Raw genomic sequence first — 17,277 nt, forward strand, 5'->3', positions numbered from 1 at the left:
AAATATACTAAACAATCAATAACCCAATTAAAAAAACTATAGATATGGGATATTATAAAATATAATCTGTACTAATGAAATTTGAAGTTTTTTGTTCTAACAATTCAGTAAGGATAGCATTGTTATATTCGTTGTCTTTAGATGCTACAAACGTTCTTATTGAAAATGAACGCAAGGCATCATGAACACTTAAAGTACCAAATGCAGAATCTTTCCTTCCAGTAAAAGGGTATACATCAGGACCTCTTTGGCATGAGCTATTTAAATTTACTCTACAAACCAAATTAACTAATGTATCAATCAAAGGCGAAAGGGTTTGGATGTTTTTACCAAACAAACTTACTTGTTGACCATAATTGGATTCAGCCATATCATTAAGCGGTTCTTCAATATCGGAAAAAGAAACTACAGGCACCACAGGACCAAATTGCTCTTCTTGAAATACTCGCATATCCTTATTTGTAGGATATAAAACAGCAGGGAAAATGAAATTTTCTGAAATTTCACCACCTCTATTATTCAATATTTTTGCTCCTTTATCAAGAGCATCCTCAATCAATTCCTTTATATATGCCGGCTTATCGTCTTCTGGTAAAGGCGTTAGTTTTGAACCATCATCCCAAGGATTCCCAAACTTAAGTTTATCAACTTTAAAGGCAAAACGCCTGTTAAACTCTTCTACTATAGATTCATGAACATATAACACTTTTAGTGCCGTACAACGCTGCCCATTAAAAGATAAGGTTCCAGCTATACATTCATCAACAGCTAAATCCAAATCCGCATCTGGCAATACAATGGCCGGATTCTTAGCTTCCAATCCTAAAACCATTCTTAATCTATTGCCTTTAGGGTGTTGTGCCTGCAACGCATTAGCTGACTTACTATTTCCAATTAAAGCAAGAACATCAATTTTACCAGATTTCATTATTGGTGTTGCCAACGTTCTACCTCTTCCATATACAATATTAACCACACCTTCCGGAAAACTAGCTTGAAAAGCTTCTAATAAAGGTGATATTAACAAAACGCCTAATTTTGCTGGCTTGAATATTACAGGATTACCCATTATTAAAGCCGGTATTAATAAGGTAAATGTTTCGTTTAAAGGGTAATTATAAGGCCCTAAACATAACACCACCCCCAAAGGCCCTCTACGAATGTGCGCATATACTCCTGAGCTTTTTTCGAACTTTGCCGAATTCCTATCAATTTCCTTATATGCCTCAATGGTATCATAAATATAGTCAACTGTTCTGTCAAATTCTTTTTCTGAATCAGGTAAATTTTTACCAATCTCCCACATTAAAAGTTTTACAACCTCTTCTCTTTTGGTTTGCATTTGTTCTACAAAAGCCTCCATGCAGGCAATTCTGTCAGCCACCTTCATTGTTGGCCATAAACCCTTACCATTACTATAGGCAGATGTTGCTGAATTAAGCGCATCTAAAGCTTCCTTTTCTCCTAATTGAGGAATGGTTCCTAAGAGCGTTTTTTTATACTCCGAGGTTGAAGATATCGTTGAGTATACCTCAGCAGTATCACCATCCCAGCTTTTAAGTTCACCATTTACCAAATACGTTTTTTGATGTAAAAGTGAATTAATTTTATAAACCTCCGGAATTTCTTTAAATGGTTGCCTCATGACTTATGAATTAATTATTAAAATTCTGAATAAACTGGTAAAAACAACTTAATTCAGACCTAAACCAACACTTCAAAGGAAAGAAATAATACTTATAATGTATTGCAAAAAAAGATAAAACGATACTTAATAAAGCGAAAACGATTTCGAAAAACCCCTTCTTTACCAAGAAAAAAACTCAATAGTTTAAACCAAAAAATGAAATAAATCTGGTTTATCATTTAGGTAATCACCATAAAAATTATGCACTTTCATTCTATCAATTAAAGGCTCTAAATCTAGTGGAGATTTTAATTGAATGCCCACTACTGCGGTGCCATTCTCCCGATTTGTTTTTTTGGCATATTCAAAATAAGTTATATCATCATTCTCTCCCAAAATATCAACAACAAACTCCTTTAATGCGCCCGCTCTTTGCGGAAACTTAACAATAAAATAGTGCTTTAAATTAGCATGGAGTAAGGCACGTTCTTGAATTTCTGAAGTTCTTGTAATATCATTATTACTTCCACTTACCAAACAAACCACATTTTTACCTTTAATCTTTTCAGCATAAAAATCTAATGCTGCAATACTTAGCGCACCAGCGGGTTCTACTACAATAGCATCTTTGTTGTAAAGTTCTAAAATAGTTTCACAAATTTTACCTTCAGGAACGGTAATCATTTCATGTAAATTTTCTTTACATATAGGAAAGGTTAAATTACCAACACGTTTTACAGCAGCTCCATCAACAAATTTTTCAATCTGGTCTAATGTAGTATTTTTATTGTTTTTTATTGAAATTGACATTGATGGTGCTCCTTCTGGTTCAACGCCAATAATTTTAGTATTAGGTGATAACGTTTTAAAAACTGAAGATAATCCTGCTGCTAATCCGCCACCACCAACGGGAATAAAAACATAATCAATAGGGTCCTTTATTTGTTCAATAATTTCCAAACCAATAGTTGCCTGCCCTTCAATAACCTTTTTATCATCAAATGGATGTATAAATACTTTTTCCATTTGCTCACATTCTATTACTGCAGCATGATAGGCATCATCAAAGGTATCGCCTTCTAATTTGATATCAATATATTCACCTCCAAACATTTTTACCTGCTCAACTTTTTGATTTGGTGTTGGTGTTGGCATATAAATAGCACCTCTTATCTTTAACAACTTACATGATAGCGCTACACCTTGAGCATGATTACCTGCACTAGCGCAAACCACTCCGTTTTTAGATTCATTTTCAGATAGTGAACTAATTTTATTAAAGGCTCCTCTTATTTTATAAGAGCGTACTTGTTGAAGATCTTCTCTTTTGAAAAATATTTTGGCATCATACTTATTTGAATATCTATTACCAAAGCTTAGTGGTGTAACTAATGACACTTCTTTGATAGCTTCTGTAGCCAGCCTAATATCTTTGATGTCTGGAAAATATATTTTAGACTCCTTTTCCATATCCTATACTTATAACATTTTAGGTTTGAACCTACTTAATTGCAAGTTACGTAATTGTATTTTCTCAATAAATACTAAAAACCAAAAAACCTCATAAGCAAAAAACTTATGAGGCTTATATTTATAAAAGAATTGCTTTTAAACAATCGGCTTCATTGCTGTCATTGAAGCTCTTAAGAAAGTTCCAACTTTTTCTACTGGATGCGCTCTTAAAGCTGCATTAATTTCAATTAATCTCGCATTATCAACACCCTCTCCATTATCTGTAGCATATGCTTTTCCAATAACATCAGTATCAATTGTCTTCATGAAGTCACCTAATAATGGCTTACAAGCGTGATCAAATAAATAACAACCATACTCAGCTGTATCAGAAATCACACGATTCATTTCAAACAACTTCTTTCTTGCAATTGTATTTGCAATAAGTGGCGTTTCATGTAAAGATTCGTAATAAGCTGATGCATCAATAATACCAGAATCTGTCATAGCTTCAAATGCTAATTCAACTCCCGCTCTTACCATTGCAACCATTAATACGCCATTATCATAATACTCCTGCTCTGAAATTTCCATATCACCGGCTGGTGTTTTTTCAAAAGCAGTTTCTCCTGTAGCTGCTCTCCATCCTAAAAGATCTGCATCACCATTAGCCCAATCAGCCATCATTCCACTTGAAAAACGACCTTCCATAATATCATCCATATGCTTTTGGAATAACGGACGCATGATGTTTTTTAATTCTTCTGATAACTCAAAAGCCTTAATTTTTGCTGGATTAGATAATCTATCCATCATATTAGTGATACCTCCGTATTTCAATCCTTCAGTAATAGTTTCCCATCCATATTGAATTAATTTAGAAGCATATCCTGGATCAATTCCTTTTTCAACCATTTTGTCAAAACAAAGAATAGAACCTGTTTGTAACAATCCACAAAGAATAGTTTGCTCTCCCATTAAATCAGATTTAACTTCAGCAATAAAAGACGATGCCAAAACACCTGCTCTATCACCACCAGTTCCTACAGCATAAGCTTTAGCTTGTGCCCATCCTTTTCCTTCTGGATCATTTTCAGGATGCACTGCTATTAAGGTTGGTACTCCAAATCCTCTTTTATACTCTTCACGCACCTCTGAACCAGGACATTTAGGAGCAACCATGATAACCGTAAGGTCTTCACGAATTTGCATTCCCTCTTCAACAATATTAAATCCGTGAGAATATGATAAAGTAGCGCCTTTTTTCATTAATGGCATTACAGCACTAACAACATTAGTATGCTGTTTATCTGGTGTTAAGTTTAAAACTAAATCTGCCGTTGGAATTAATTCCTCATAAGTACCAACATTAAATCCGTTTTCTGTTGCATTTACATAAGAAGCACGTTTTTCTTTAATAGCTGCTTCACGTAACGTATAAGAAATATCTAAACCAGAATCTCTCATGTTTAAGCCCTGGTTTAATCCTTGAGCTCCACAACCTACTATTACTATCTTTTTCCCTTTTAAGGCATTTACACCATCTTCAAACTCTGAAGAATCCATAAACCTACACTTTGATAACTGCTCTAATTTGTCTCTTAGCGATAAAGTGTTAAAATAATTTCCCATCTTTTAATATGCTTGTTTAAATATTTGTTTTCTCCCGTAAACCGGGATGCTAAATTACTAATAATTCGGTTTTTATTTGCTTAACAATTCTGTTATTTTCATTTCGTCTTTTGTCACTGCTATTCTACCAGAACGCACAAATTGCATGATTCCAAACTTATCCAGTTTTTTTCGAAGTTCTTCAATTTCATGACGTCTTCCTGTATTTTCTAAAACAAAAAATTCACGATTCACTGTAACAATTCTGGCATCACTTTCCTTGATTATATTCTGAATCTGTGGTTCTTCAAAAAGTAATTCACTTTTTATTTTGAACATACAATTTTCAGTAAAAATAGTCTCATCATTGGTGTGATAATATGCCTTGATTACCTCAACTTGTTTTTCTATTTGCCCAACTATTTTTTTGGCCTGTGTCTCGGTCATTTTAACAACAATAACAAATCGATTCACATTTTCAATCTCAGATTGAGATGTAGTTAAACTTTCAATATTAATATGTCTACGCTGAAAAATAGCAGAAATACGATTTAACAAACCGATATTGTTTTCGGTATAAATCGATATGGTTAGTGTTTTTATTTCTTCGCTCATATACGCTGAATTACATTTTTAACTTAATCTTACATCAGATACTGAAGCTCCTGCTGGTATCATAGGAAACACATTATCTTCTTTCTCTACACAAACTTCAAGGAAATAAGACGATTTTGATGCAATCATTTCCTTAACGGCATCTGCTAATTCTTCACGTTTTGTAACACGTTTTGCTTCAATATGGTATCCTTTAGCAATTGTAACAAAATCTGGATTAGTCATTTCTGTTGATGCATATCGTTTATCAAAAAACAATTGTTGCCATTGACGTACCATTCCTAAAAATTCATTGTTCAAAACTACAATTTTTACGGGTACCTCTTGTTGGAAAATAGTTCCTAATTCTTGAATGTTCATTTGGTAACCACCATCACCAATTATTGCTACTACTTCACGTTCTGGCGCAGCCATTTTAGCTCCAATTGCTGCAGGTAACGCAAACCCCATAGTGCCTAAACCTCCAGAGGTAATATTACTCTTGGTTTTATTAAATTCGGCATACCTACAAGCAATCATTTGGTGCTGACCTACATCAGAAACAATAGCTGCGTTTCCTTCTGTTTGAGAATTTATTTCCCTAAGAACCTCTCCCATTGTTAAACCCTCTTTTTCAGGAAGTAAATCACCTTTAATTACCTGCTCATATTCAATAGCATACAAGTCTTTGAATTCCTGCAACCAAGCATCATGTGAATTAGGATTCAATTCGTTTAATAATAAGGCTAAACTTTCTTTTGAATTACCTAAAACAGCTACATCTGTTTTTACGTTTTTATCAATTTCAGCTGGATCAATATCAAAGTGAATTACCTTGGCTTGTTTAGCATAGGTTTTTAAATCACCCGTAACACGGTCATCAAAACGCATTCCAATTGCAATTAAAACATCACACTCATTTGTTAGTTTATTGGGTGCATAGTTACCGTGCATTCCAACCATTCCAACATTTAATGGGTGGGAGGTTGGTATCGCCGAGGCTCCTAAAATGGTCCATGCAGCAGGAACTCCAGATTTTTCAATTATCGCTTTCAATTCTTCTTCTGCTTCACCAAGAATAACACCTTGACCCCAAACTATAAAAGGTTTTTTCGCAGCATTAATTAATTCAGCAGCAGCTTTAACAGCATCGATATCCGTTTTTGGTACAGGTTTATAACTTCTTACCTCAGTACATTTTTCATATGCAAAATCAAATTCCTGAATTTGGGCATCTTTTGTTATATCAACAAGAACTGGACCTGGTCTTCCACTTCTAGCTAGATAAAATGCTTTTGCAATAACCCCAGGAATATCTTCCGCTTTAGTTACTTGATGATTCCATTTGGTAACCGGAGTTGAAATTCCTACTATATCCGTTTCTTGGAAAGCATCACTTCCTAGCAAATGTGAAAACACCTGCCCTGTAATACACACTAAAGGTGTTGAATCAATTTGAGCATCAGCAATCCCTGTTATTAAATTTGTAGCTCCGGGACCTGAAGTTGCCATTGCAACCCCAACTTTTCCAGAAATACGAGCATATCCTTGAGCAGCATGCGCCGCCCCTTGCTCATGACGTGTTAAAACATGATGAATCTTATCTTGATATTTAAATAATTCATCATAAACAGGCATAATTGCACCTCCTGGATACCCATAAAGTATATCTACACCTTCAGCTATTAAACATCTTATAATAGCTTCACATCCAGTAATACGTTCTGTCTTAACAGTCCTTGTCTTATTAGTTTGTATGGTTTGAGTTTCTTTCATAATTGTAACTTAAAAGTTTGAAAGATTTCTGTTCTTAACAGAAATTAAAATGCATCTGTTACACAGCCTTTAGATGCTGAAGCAACTGATTTTGCATATTTATATAAAATTCCTTTTTTATGTTTTAATGGTGGTTCAACCCATTGTGCTTTTCTTTCAAGAATTTCCTCATCAGAAAGTAAAACGTTAATGGAATTATCTTCTGCACTAATTCTAATCATATCACCAGTTTTTAATAACCCAATAGTTCCACCGCTTTGAGCTTCTGGAGTAATATGTCCAACCACAAATCCGTGTGTTCCCCCAGAAAAACGACCATCAGTAATTAAAGCAACTGATTTACCTAAACCTGCTCCCATGATTAAAGATGTTGGTTTTAACATCTCTGGCATTCCAGGACCACCTTTAGGCCCCACATATCTAATGACGACTACATCACCTTTTTCTACCTCTCCATTAGAAATCCCAGTATTTGCAGCTTGTTCTCCATCATAAACAACCGCTTTACCTTCAAAAACTAATCCTTCCTTTCCAGATATTTTGGCTACGGCTCCTTCTGAGGCCAAGTTTCCGTAAAGAATTTGAAGATTACCTGAAGTTTTTAAAGCTTTGTCTGTTGGGTAAATTACATCTTGACTATCTTCTTCAAACTCTAATGGTTCTACATCTTTTAAGTTTTCTGCAAGCGTTTTTCCAGTAACTGTCATACAATCTCCATGCAAGTATCCATTATCCAACAAATATTTCATAACCGCCGGTGTACCACCAATACCATGTACATCTTCCATTAAGTATTTTCCACTAGGCTTTAAATCTGCAATTAAAGGTGTTCTATCACTAACTCTCTGGAAATCCTCTAATGTAAAATCTATATCTGCCGCATGAGCAATAGCTAAGAAATGTAATACTGCATTTGTTGATCCACCCAATGCATTTACAAGAGCGATAGCATTTTCAATTGATTTTTTAGAAATAATATCCAGTGGCTTTAAATCTAACTCTAATAAATTTTTTATAGCAATCGCATGACGCTCACTTTCAGATAACTTATTAGGGTTTTCAGCTGGAATAGAAGAGTTATAAGGTAAAGCAAACCCCATACATTCTATAGCAGAAGCCATAGTATTAGCAGTATACATTCCACCGCAAGCTCCAGCACCTGGAATTGCTCTCTTTATAATTTCTCTATACTCATCTTCACCAATCTCACCCGCTACTTTTTGTCCAAGTGCTTCAAAAGCAGATACAATATTTAATTTTCTTCCTTTATAATTCCCCGAGGCAATTGTTCCTCCGTACATCATTATTGAAGGACGATTTAAACGTAACATTGCAATAACCGCTCCTGGCATATTTTTATCACATCCCACAACAGAAATTAGCGCATCGTAGCTCTGAGCATTCATTACTGTTTCTATTGAATCCGCAATGATATCTCTTGATGCTAATGAGTAATTCATTCCAGAGGTACCCATAGAAATTCCGTCACTAACTCCAATAGTATTAAAACCTAAACCTACTAAGCCTGCAATTTTACATTCAATCTTAATTTCATCTTTTAAATTATTAAGATGCATATTACATGGGTTACCATCGTATCCTGTACTGGCAATTCCCACTTGTGCTTTTTGCATATCCTCATCCGTTAAACCAACGGCATACAACATGGCTTGAGATGCTGGTTGAGACTCATCTTGAGTTAGCCTACTGCTATATTTATTAAGTTTACTCATATTTCTTGTAAATAATTTTAAATCTTATCTAGTTTTAGGTATAAATCCTCAATAATTTTAGGATTTTAACAAAAATTACTAATTAGGCTTACGAAAATAATCCTTTGGCTAATTACAAGCCTTTTCCAACCCGACACCTAGTTAAATTCACTGAACAAAAATACATCTTATAATACTGCATTTCAATGGTTTAACTATTTATTTTTATGATGCCCAGTGCGTAAAAAAATTTCATAAAAAATCCTTCCATATTTACAGGAAGGCTTAAACCTAATTTTTATCAACTAAATAACACTTCTTAAATTGCCTAAAATATTAACACGGCTTATAATAGAAATGACCTTTAAATGTTTTTTATTAGCATAAAATTCAACAAGAATTAGATGAAAATAATGAAAATTGATTTGGATATACCTGCATATAAAATCTTTTATTATTTTTTTTACTGATTCCTTGAATCAAGTAGAGATTCAAAATCTCACGCACTAAAAACAAGCCTAACATACTTATTAACAGTTATTTAGGTGTATTTTTTAGGAAGCCCAAAACAAAACAACTTAATGAAATAAGGTATTTCAACGGTAAAAAAAGCACTTTAATCGATAAAAAAATTAAAATTCCCATTGTTTTTTAAAGAAATTTCATATTTTAGCAGCATAATAACAGAGGAAAGATTTGACTGATTGCAACCTCTTATATCAGAAAAAAACTTGATATAAACAAAATGCTAAAGGCAGTATTAGCCCCTAACAAATGTGTCAAATCCCACTCATAAACTAAAAACCAAATGCCATATTTATTTACTTCGGAAAGTGTTTCAGAAGGACACCCTGATAAAGTAGCTGACCAGATTAGTGATGCTTTAATTGATAATTTTTTAGCTTTTGATGTTGATTCTAAAGTAGCTTGTGAAACTTTAGTAACAACAGGGCAAGTTGTACTTGCCGGAGAGGTAAAATCTAACACCTACTTAGATGTACAAAAGATTGCAAGAGATACAATAAACAAAATAGGTTATACCAAAGGCGAATATATGTTTGATGGTAATTCTTGTGGCGTATTTTCTGCAATTCATGAACAATCAGATGACATTAACCGTGGTGTTGATAGAGCATCTAAAGAAGAACAAGGTGCTGGAGACCAAGGTATGATGTTTGGTTATGCAACCAATGAAACCGAAAATTATATGCCTTTGGCATTAGACTTGTCTCACCGTATTTTAAAAGAACTTGGTGATTTACGTCGTGAAAATAAAGACATCCCCTATTTAAGACCAGATTCAAAAAGTCAGGTAACTATTGAATATAGTGACGATAACGTACCTCAACGAATTGATGCTATTGTAGTATCTACCCAGCATGATGATTTTGGTGATGATGACACCATGTTGGCAAAAATTAGAAAAGACATTGTTGATATTTTAATCCCTAGAGTAGTTGAAAAACTGCCAAAAGCTATTCAGGCATTATTTAATGATGATATAAAGTATCATATCAATCCAACAGGAAAATTTGTTATTGGTGGACCTCATGGAGACACTGGATTAACAGGTAGAAAAATTATTGTAGATACCTACGGAGGTAAAGGCGCCCATGGTGGTGGTGCTTTTTCTGGAAAAGACCCTAGTAAAGTTGATAGAAGTGCTGCTTATGCAACACGTCATATTGCCAAAAATTTAGTAGCAGCCGGATTAGCAGACGAAGTACTAGTTCAAGTAAGTTATGCTATTGGAGTAGTTGAACCAATGGGTATCTTTATAGAAACTTATGGAACTTCTAAAATTAACCTTAGTGATGGTGAAATAGCTGAAAAAGTATCAGAAATATTTGATATGCGACCTTACGCCATTGAAACCAGATTAAAGTTAAGATCTCCTATGTACAGTGAAACTGCAGCGTACGGACACATGGGACGTATCAATGAAACTGTAAGCAAAACATTTACACAACCTAACGGTGAAAGTAAAACTTTAGATGTAGAATTATTTACATGGGAGAAACTTGATTACGTTGATAAAGTAAAAGAAGTTTTCGGACTGTAAAATATTTAATTACCATATTTCTAAATCCTCTAATCAAATTTGACTAGAGGATTTTTTTTGTTTTTCATATTATAAGGGTAGGAGTTTTTTCAAGTTAACTGTTATATAAGCAGATGACTGCTTAAAGCAGTCATCACCCCAAATTGTTTAACCTACAAATAACTATGTTTATGAGAACAAAACTATTCTTAACGCTTTGTTTAATTGGAACTTTACTGTCTTGCAATGAAGAAAAACTTCCAGATGACAATTTAAACAATGATGATACCCCTACAAATTTTCATGAAAATTTTGGTGACGAAACTACAAGAACTTTCATTGGAAATATAATAGACATTAATAGTAATCCTGTTGAAGGCGCTATCATCTCTATTGGTTCTAGTCAAACTCAAACTGATGAAAACGGAGTTTTTATCATAAATAATGCACAAGTTAATGACCGTTTCGCATTTATAAAAGCATATAAAAATGGCTACATTCATGGCTCTCGATCTGTTGTACCAACATCGGGATCAAATAAAATTACCATAATGCTTTTGGAAGAAACTATATCGGGATCAACCTCTAGTGGCACTCAAGAAACCATTTCAACCTCAAATGGAGCTTCAGTGAGTTTAGAAGGCGAATATATTAAAGAAGATGGCTCTACCTATTCAGGTAATTTAGATGTTATAATTCATCATTTAGACCCAACTGACGACAACATATTATTTCAAATGCCTGGGATGCTTTATGCCGAAAATGAAGATAACGAAGAGCGTATGCTTCAAACCTTAGGCATGCTTGCCGTTGAACTAAGGGGAAGCGGTGGTGAAGATTTAAATATTGCCGAAGGGTCTTCCGCTGAAATTAAAATTCCGGTTGATGCCAGTTTACTTTCCATAGCACCAAGTACTATTCCACTTTGGTATTTTGATGAAGATAATGGCTATTGGATTGAAGAAGGTGAAGCTACTTTAGTTGGCAACAATTACATAGGTACAGTAAACCATTTTTCGTTTTGGAATTGTGATATTCCAGCTGAAGCTATTAATCTTTGTGTTACTGTAATTAATGAAAACGAAACACCTTTTGCCAACACTAAAGTTACCATAACAAGCACAACCTTCGGCACTAGAATAGGATATACTAATGAATTGGGTGAAGTATGTGGTTTGGTACCAAGTGGTGAAACCCTTGAAATAAATGTTTACGATTTTGAAATTTGTGGCTCAAATGTTATCTCTACCGCAGCCATAGGGCCATATGCAATAGATAGTGCCTTAGCTATAATTGTAGGTGAGAATTCTGATATTATCAATGAAACAGTAACCGGCTCATTTATAAACTGTGATGACAACCCTATTACAAATGGCTATGTAGTATTAACCTATGGCAATCAACAATTTTTTGACCTTGTTACAGATGGTGTTTTTGAAATAAATATGTTACGCTGTTCTTCTTCAGATAACTTCAGTATTGAAGCTATAGACCATGATAACCTACAAACTACTGGTGAAATAAATTATTCCTTTAACACACCAGAAACCAATCTAGGTAATTTAACATCATGTGATGATATTACGGAATTCATTCAATATAATATTGATGGAGATTCTGGAGATTCAGTTTTAATTGCAAGTAACATCAGAGCCACTTTTGGTGAATCAGATACAACAAATTCCGAAACTGGTAATAGTTTAAACATTTCAGGTCAAGGTGATGCTGGCGCCAATAACTGTTTCTATTTATTTGGCGAGCTAAATGATTCTCCACATACTGGGACTTATGATAATTTAGATTGGCAAACACCAAATGACACAGGAATAAACATAGGTGAATGCATAGGCATCTCTCAAAACAACAATAATATTATTTATAATGTAACCTCATTAGGTGAGGTTGGAGAGTATATTGATATTAATTTTAGCGGTAGCTATGAAGATTACAATGGTAACCCCCATACTATTAACGGGGTTATTCATGTGTTAAGAGATTCAGAATAAATAAAACCCTTATTAAAGCAAAAGACCGCAATATTCGCGGTCTTTTTTTGTTAAAAACTTTACCAACTCAAATATTTATCGTAATATTACAATGGATTAATAAAATTAACATGGGCGTTACTAAATCTGATAAATTCTCGAGTCAACAAAATGAAATTGCGCAATTGGCTAAAGTGCTAGGGCACCCTGCCAGAGTTGCAATTATTGAGTACTTATTCAAAATCAACGCTTGCATTTGTGGCGATTTGGTCAATGAAATTGGTTTAGCGCAACCTACAATTTCACAACACTTAAAAGAATTAAAAAATGTAGGACTAATTAAAGGCAGTATTGAAGGTACCAGTGTATGTTATTGTATTGATAAAACCAATTGGGCTAACATGAAAAATATGATATCTAACTTTTTGGATTTAGACGTAAATAACGCTCCTGACTGCTGTTAAAAAAATTTGAAAGCATTAATCGTAAAATTACAATAAAAGAATAGCCATATGAAAACAAATGAACAAGAATTAAAAAACATTGTTAAAGAACGATACAGCAAAATCGCTGAACAAGGTAAAGCTGAAAATGCCTCATCATGCTGTGGTGCCACTACCCCATCAAATAAAGTGTATAACATAATGATGGATGATTATTCTGAAACCGATGGTTATGTTGAAGATGCCGATTTAGGTTTAGGCTGCGGGCTCCCCACTGAGTTTGCCAAAATAAATAAAGGCAACACTGTTATAGATTTAGGTTCTGGAGCTGGAAACGACTGCTTTGTTGCCAGACATGAAACAGGAGCAGAGGGTAAGGTAATAGGTATAGACTTTACACCTACTATGATAGAAAAAGCACGTACCAATGCTGAAAAATTAGGGTATAATAATGTAGAATTTAGAGAAGGAGACATTGATAACATTCCGGTGAATGAGAATGTAGCCGATGTTATTGTAAGCAACTGTGTTCTTAACTTAGTACCTAATAAACAAAAAGTAATTGGTGAGATTTTTAGAGTTTTAAAACCTAGCGGCCATTTTAGTATTTCAGATATTGTTTTGGTCGGCAATTTACCTGATGCCCTAAAACAGGATGCCGAAATGTATGCAGGTTGTGTTGCAGGCGCTATTCAAAAAAAGGAATACATGCAATATATAAAAAACCAAGGGTTCCAGAACATTACCATTCAAAAGGAAAAACCTATACGTATTCCAGATGATATTCTTTCCAAATATCTTTCTGAAGACGCTGTAAACAGTTTCAATAATAGCGGTGTTGGTATTTTTAGTATTACTGTTTACGCTGAAAAACCAGGAGTTAAAACCGATAAACCTAAAGTGAAATTATCTGAATTACAAGATAGCTGTTGCACACCTAGTAGTGGGTGTTGTTAATTTTTATTTGTTAATAGAGCAGGATTAAATATCCTTATTTCCCAATCCTGAAATTGAAAAGTACCACTGCTATCGCAGTGTTCTTTTTTTATTCCAAAATATATCTTTAAGCAAGCTTTTGAATATTTTGAAATAAAAAAAGTCTGCACGGAAGTGCAGACTTTTCGAGTTAATGTGGGAAGAGCAGGATTCGAACCTGCGAAGGTAAAACCAGCAGATTTACAGTCTGCCCTCGTTGGCCGCTTGAGTATCTTCCCCAAACCGAGCGCAAATATATTATTGTTATTTAATTATGCAAAGAAAAAAAGGTCAAATTACAAACTATAAATAGCCCTAAAAGTCACAAACCTTGGTAGTATAAAAGTAGCAGAATTAGAAACTGAAAATGCACCAACATTATTATTAATTCTTGCATCAATATTTAGTAGGTTACTAGCTTTTATTTCAAACTCCCACTTAGCATCTCTATCTTTTCTATAAGCCAATCTTGCGTCCCAAGTCTGGAATGATTGTGAGCGCCCATCAACATCTTGATTGGTATAAGCATAATCTGTAACAAATGTCACAGAATTCCATATATAAGCATCAAATCTAGCCGATGGTGATTTTCTAACAATTTTAGAAGTTCCGCTACCTTGGTCTGTATTGGTTACAGAATAACTATATCTTAATCTTAAATTTGGTGCTTTATTAAAGTTAGTTCGTATTTCCGGTCTGTAGGCTTGAGTAAAACTCTCGTTTACAGACTGCATATCTTGAACAAATTGGTTTTGCAAACTATAATTATAACTAGCACTAAGCCCTGTGCGTATTTTACCAAAAGTACGTTGCCACCTTCCTGATGCTGACAAACTCTCATCTGCAAATTGAGAATTAAAAAACGTACTGGTTCTAATAACATTGTTGAAATATGCTCTAGAACGTATTTGATCTATATTTTTCGAATAATTAACTGTTGCAAAAACATTGGTATAATTAAAAAGATTAAAACTTCTATAACGTAATGATAAATTATGCGTAAGTCCATTTTGTAAAGCCTCATTACCATAAGAAAGGTTATCAAAACTGTTTAAAACCAAATTTTTAGCTATTCTAGTTACATCTGTAAACTGGTTATTCATTCTGTAATTAAACTGTAAGCTCTCAGAATTTTTAAACTGTACACGTGCCTCAAACTCAGGTAAAATCCTGAAGAAATTATCTTCATATTTTTCTCCAAATTGTGTGTTTTCATTACCATAAGCATGAACAGACACACCGGGTCTAAATGTAAATTTACCTGAACGCACATTATATCGCATACCTAAATATGCATCACTAAAATTATACTGCGTATCATTAATAGCTCCTAATACATTGTTATCTAAATCAAGAATATTTGGAGTAATATCAAGGGTGTTATCGTTTTCTAAAAACTGAAAAATATTAGAGTTAAAATCTTGCCTACTAAAAATAGTTCCCAGCGTGAAACTAATATTGCTTTTAGGGTTTAGTATATTGTAGTAATCTAATTTAGCATCAATTTGATTAGATTTAACACGTTGATTTTGTCCTAGGTTATAGAAATCTAAACTCCTATCTAATCCTAATTCCGCAGCGGTTTCATCATAAGCATCTTCATCATCTGTTCCATTGTTAGTAGGATCATTATTTAAAAATGCATCGTAAAACGGATCTTCATCTTTTATAACATGAAGCGCCTCAAAAGCAAAAATATTATTCTCATTAAGGGTGTAATAATATTTTAAATTTTGATTAATACTAAACGGGGTAACTTCTTCAAGTTGATCTGTGGTTCCAATTACAGAAGATAATTCTGTTTGTCCTTCAGAATCTTTAGTTAGTCTTGCCATAACATCATAGTCTAATTGATTATTTACATTTGGCTTATATGATGCACTTAATTTCACCAACCCCTGATCTGATGCTTCCTTACCTGTATTTACTGTTTCTTCATCTGGTATGTCTAAATTAGGGTCTGTATAGGTTCTAAAACTTTCTTGCCGAGTATTTAAACGTGTTGTATTGTAAATTAAAAACCCACTTAAATCTAATGCCTTATTTGGTGAATAACTAAAATTTGTTGCTGCTAATTTAGATTTTACCTCTTGTGCATTGGAAAGGCTTGTTAATCCACTTAAACCATTATTACCCAAACTAAGACTTGTACCGCTATCTCTACTTGGGGACCTAAACCCACCTCCAAAACTGCGCAAATCTCTATTAGTTAAGGCTGGTTCGCCTATGTTATTTAAATCTCCAATAAGATTGACACTATACTTTGGACTGTAATAAAACAATTTTGGTTGCACTAAATATAATTCATCATTGGGTGAAGGAGCTACTCCTGCTCCTACTGTTACGTCTCCAAACCAAAAATTTTCTTTCCCTTCCTTTAGCTTTATATTAATAGCGTAATTGTTCTGATTATTCTCTACACTCCTTAATTGGCTAACTTCAGAGAAGTTACGTAGCACTTCAATCTTATCTACAGCATTAGAGGGGATGTTTTCTGCCGCTAATTTAGAATCGCCATCAAAAAAATCTTTACCGTTTACAGTAACTTTTTGTACCACATTACCTTCTACCTCTATTTGCCCACTATCATTAATCTCTACTCCAGGTAATTTTTCTAAAACATCTTCTAGCTTTCGTTCAGACCCGTTTTTAAATGAGTCTGCATTATAAATAATAGTATCACCTTTTACAGTTACCGGCATTTCATAAACCAATTCAACTGCTTCTAAAGTATTATCATTCATTAAAACAAAATCCTGACTTACAGGTTTATCAATTGTCTGAACATCTGCTTTTGCAGTTTTCATGCCTACATAACTCACCTGAATCGTATATGAACTATTTCTTTCTAATGATAACCTATATCGCCCATCACTACTTGTAATGCCATAAGAATCTAGTTTTTGAGTAGCTTTATTTATAGCTATTACATTTGCAAGTTCTAATGCATTTCCTAAACTATCTTTAACTACACCTTCTAGTCTAACTTGAGCAAAAGATGTTGATGCTACCATAAGTAACATAAATATTAAAACATTTTTCATTGATTGGTTTTATCTTA

Annotated in this window: 11 protein-coding genes and 1 tRNA gene; 4 read left to right on the forward strand and 8 right to left on the reverse strand. The window is 33.8% G+C overall.

The features are described 5' to 3' along the window. Positions 1 to 52: 52 nt before the first annotated feature. The 6 genes from N1F78_RS04120 to ilvD form a co-directional block, all read right to left on the reverse strand. Positions 53 to 1,645: an NADP-dependent glyceraldehyde-3-phosphate dehydrogenase gene (locus N1F78_RS04120; protein WP_406684919.1), complete on the reverse strand. Its 1,593-nt coding sequence runs from the start codon at positions 1,643 to 1,645 to the stop codon at positions 53 to 55. 186 nt (positions 1,646 to 1,831) lie between these two features. Next, positions 1,832 to 3,097 carry a threonine ammonia-lyase IlvA gene (gene ilvA, locus N1F78_RS04125; RefSeq protein WP_406684920.1) on the reverse strand — a complete coding sequence of 422 codons (1,266 nt, stop codon included), beginning with the start codon at positions 3,095 to 3,097 and terminating at the stop codon, positions 1,832 to 1,834. 138 nt (positions 3,098 to 3,235) lie between these two features. Continuing rightward, complete coding sequence (gene ilvC, locus N1F78_RS04130; protein WP_406684921.1) at positions 3,236 to 4,711, reverse strand: ketol-acid reductoisomerase; 1,476 nt, start codon at positions 4,709 to 4,711, stop codon at positions 3,236 to 3,238. Positions 4,712 to 4,783: 72 nt separating this feature from the next. After that, the gene (gene ilvN, locus N1F78_RS04135; protein ID WP_406684922.1) at positions 4,784 to 5,305 is read right to left on the reverse strand and encodes an acetolactate synthase small subunit; all 522 of its coding nucleotides are present in this window, start codon (positions 5,303 to 5,305) and stop codon (positions 4,784 to 4,786) included. Between the two features lie 18 nt (positions 5,306 to 5,323). Next, a complete protein-coding gene (ilvB, locus tag N1F78_RS04140; RefSeq protein WP_406684923.1) occupies positions 5,324 to 7,060 on the reverse strand; it encodes a biosynthetic-type acetolactate synthase large subunit in 1,737 nt (578 codons plus the stop codon). A gap of 44 nt (positions 7,061 to 7,104) precedes the next feature. Next, positions 7,105 to 8,793, reverse strand: coding sequence for a dihydroxy-acid dehydratase (gene ilvD, locus N1F78_RS04145; RefSeq protein WP_406684924.1), 1,689 nt, complete (start codon positions 8,791 to 8,793; stop codon positions 7,105 to 7,107). A gap of 787 nt (positions 8,794 to 9,580) precedes the next feature. Between ilvD and metK the strand changes: the two genes are divergently transcribed. The 4 genes from metK to N1F78_RS04165 all read left to right on the forward strand — a co-directional run bounded on the left by metK (position 9,581) and on the right by N1F78_RS04165 (position 14,198). Then, a complete protein-coding gene (gene metK, locus N1F78_RS04150) occupies positions 9,581 to 10,834 on the forward strand; it encodes a methionine adenosyltransferase (protein ID WP_406684925.1) in 1,254 nt (417 codons plus the stop codon). 170 nt (positions 10,835 to 11,004) lie between these two features. Continuing rightward, positions 11,005 to 12,819, forward strand: a complete 1,815-nt coding sequence (locus N1F78_RS04155; RefSeq protein WP_406684926.1) for a hypothetical protein — start codon at positions 11,005 to 11,007, stop codon at positions 12,817 to 12,819. A 110-nt stretch (positions 12,820 to 12,929) separates the two neighbouring features. Continuing rightward, the gene (locus N1F78_RS04160; RefSeq protein WP_406684927.1) at positions 12,930 to 13,262 is read left to right on the forward strand and encodes an ArsR/SmtB family transcription factor; all 333 of its coding nucleotides are present in this window, start codon (positions 12,930 to 12,932) and stop codon (positions 13,260 to 13,262) included. Positions 13,263 to 13,310: 48 nt separating this feature from the next. Beyond that, positions 13,311 to 14,198, forward strand: a complete 888-nt coding sequence (locus N1F78_RS04165; RefSeq protein WP_406684928.1) for an arsenite methyltransferase — start codon at positions 13,311 to 13,313, stop codon at positions 14,196 to 14,198. Positions 14,199 to 14,373: 175 nt separating this feature from the next. Here N1F78_RS04165 and N1F78_RS04170 read toward each other — a convergent pair. Beyond that, positions 14,374 to 14,455: transfer RNA gene (locus N1F78_RS04170), tRNA-Tyr, on the reverse strand. Between the two features lie 57 nt (positions 14,456 to 14,512). Beyond that, the gene (locus N1F78_RS04175) at positions 14,513 to 17,260 is read right to left on the reverse strand and encodes a carboxypeptidase regulatory-like domain-containing protein (protein WP_406684929.1); all 2,748 of its coding nucleotides are present in this window, start codon (positions 17,258 to 17,260) and stop codon (positions 14,513 to 14,515) included. Between the last annotated feature and the right edge of the window lie 17 nt (positions 17,261 to 17,277).

It is taken from the genome of Seonamhaeicola sp. MEBiC01930, assembly GCF_045277075.1.
Classification (GTDB): domain Bacteria; phylum Bacteroidota; class Bacteroidia; order Flavobacteriales; family Flavobacteriaceae; genus Seonamhaeicola.

Coding starts and splice junctions, on each gene's coding strand:
- N1F78_RS04120 (WP_406684919.1), bottom strand. CDS start 1,645: ATGAGGCAACCATTTAAAGAAATTCCGGAGGTTTATAAAATTAATTCA.
- ilvA (WP_406684920.1), bottom strand. CDS start 3,097: ATGGAAAAGGAGTCTAAAATATATTTTCCAGACATCAAAGATATTAGG.
- ilvC (WP_406684921.1), bottom strand. CDS start 4,711: ATGGGAAATTATTTTAACACTTTATCGCTAAGAGACAAATTAGAGCAG.
- ilvN (WP_406684922.1), bottom strand. CDS start 5,305: ATGAGCGAAGAAATAAAAACACTAACCATATCGATTTATACCGAAAAC.
- ilvB (WP_406684923.1), bottom strand. CDS start 7,060: ATGAAAGAAACTCAAACCATACAAACTAATAAGACAAGGACTGTTAAG.
- ilvD (WP_406684924.1), bottom strand. CDS start 8,793: ATGAGTAAACTTAATAAATATAGCAGTAGGCTAACTCAAGATGAGTCT.
- metK (WP_406684925.1), top strand. CDS start 9,581: ATGCCATATTTATTTACTTCGGAAAGTGTTTCAGAAGGACACCCTGAT.
- N1F78_RS04155 (WP_406684926.1), top strand. CDS start 11,005: ATGAGAACAAAACTATTCTTAACGCTTTGTTTAATTGGAACTTTACTG.
- N1F78_RS04160 (WP_406684927.1), top strand. CDS start 12,930: ATGGGCGTTACTAAATCTGATAAATTCTCGAGTCAACAAAATGAAATT.
- N1F78_RS04165 (WP_406684928.1), top strand. CDS start 13,311: ATGAAAACAAATGAACAAGAATTAAAAAACATTGTTAAAGAACGATAC.
- N1F78_RS04175 (WP_406684929.1), bottom strand. CDS start 17,260: ATGAAAAATGTTTTAATATTTATGTTACTTATGGTAGCATCAACATCT.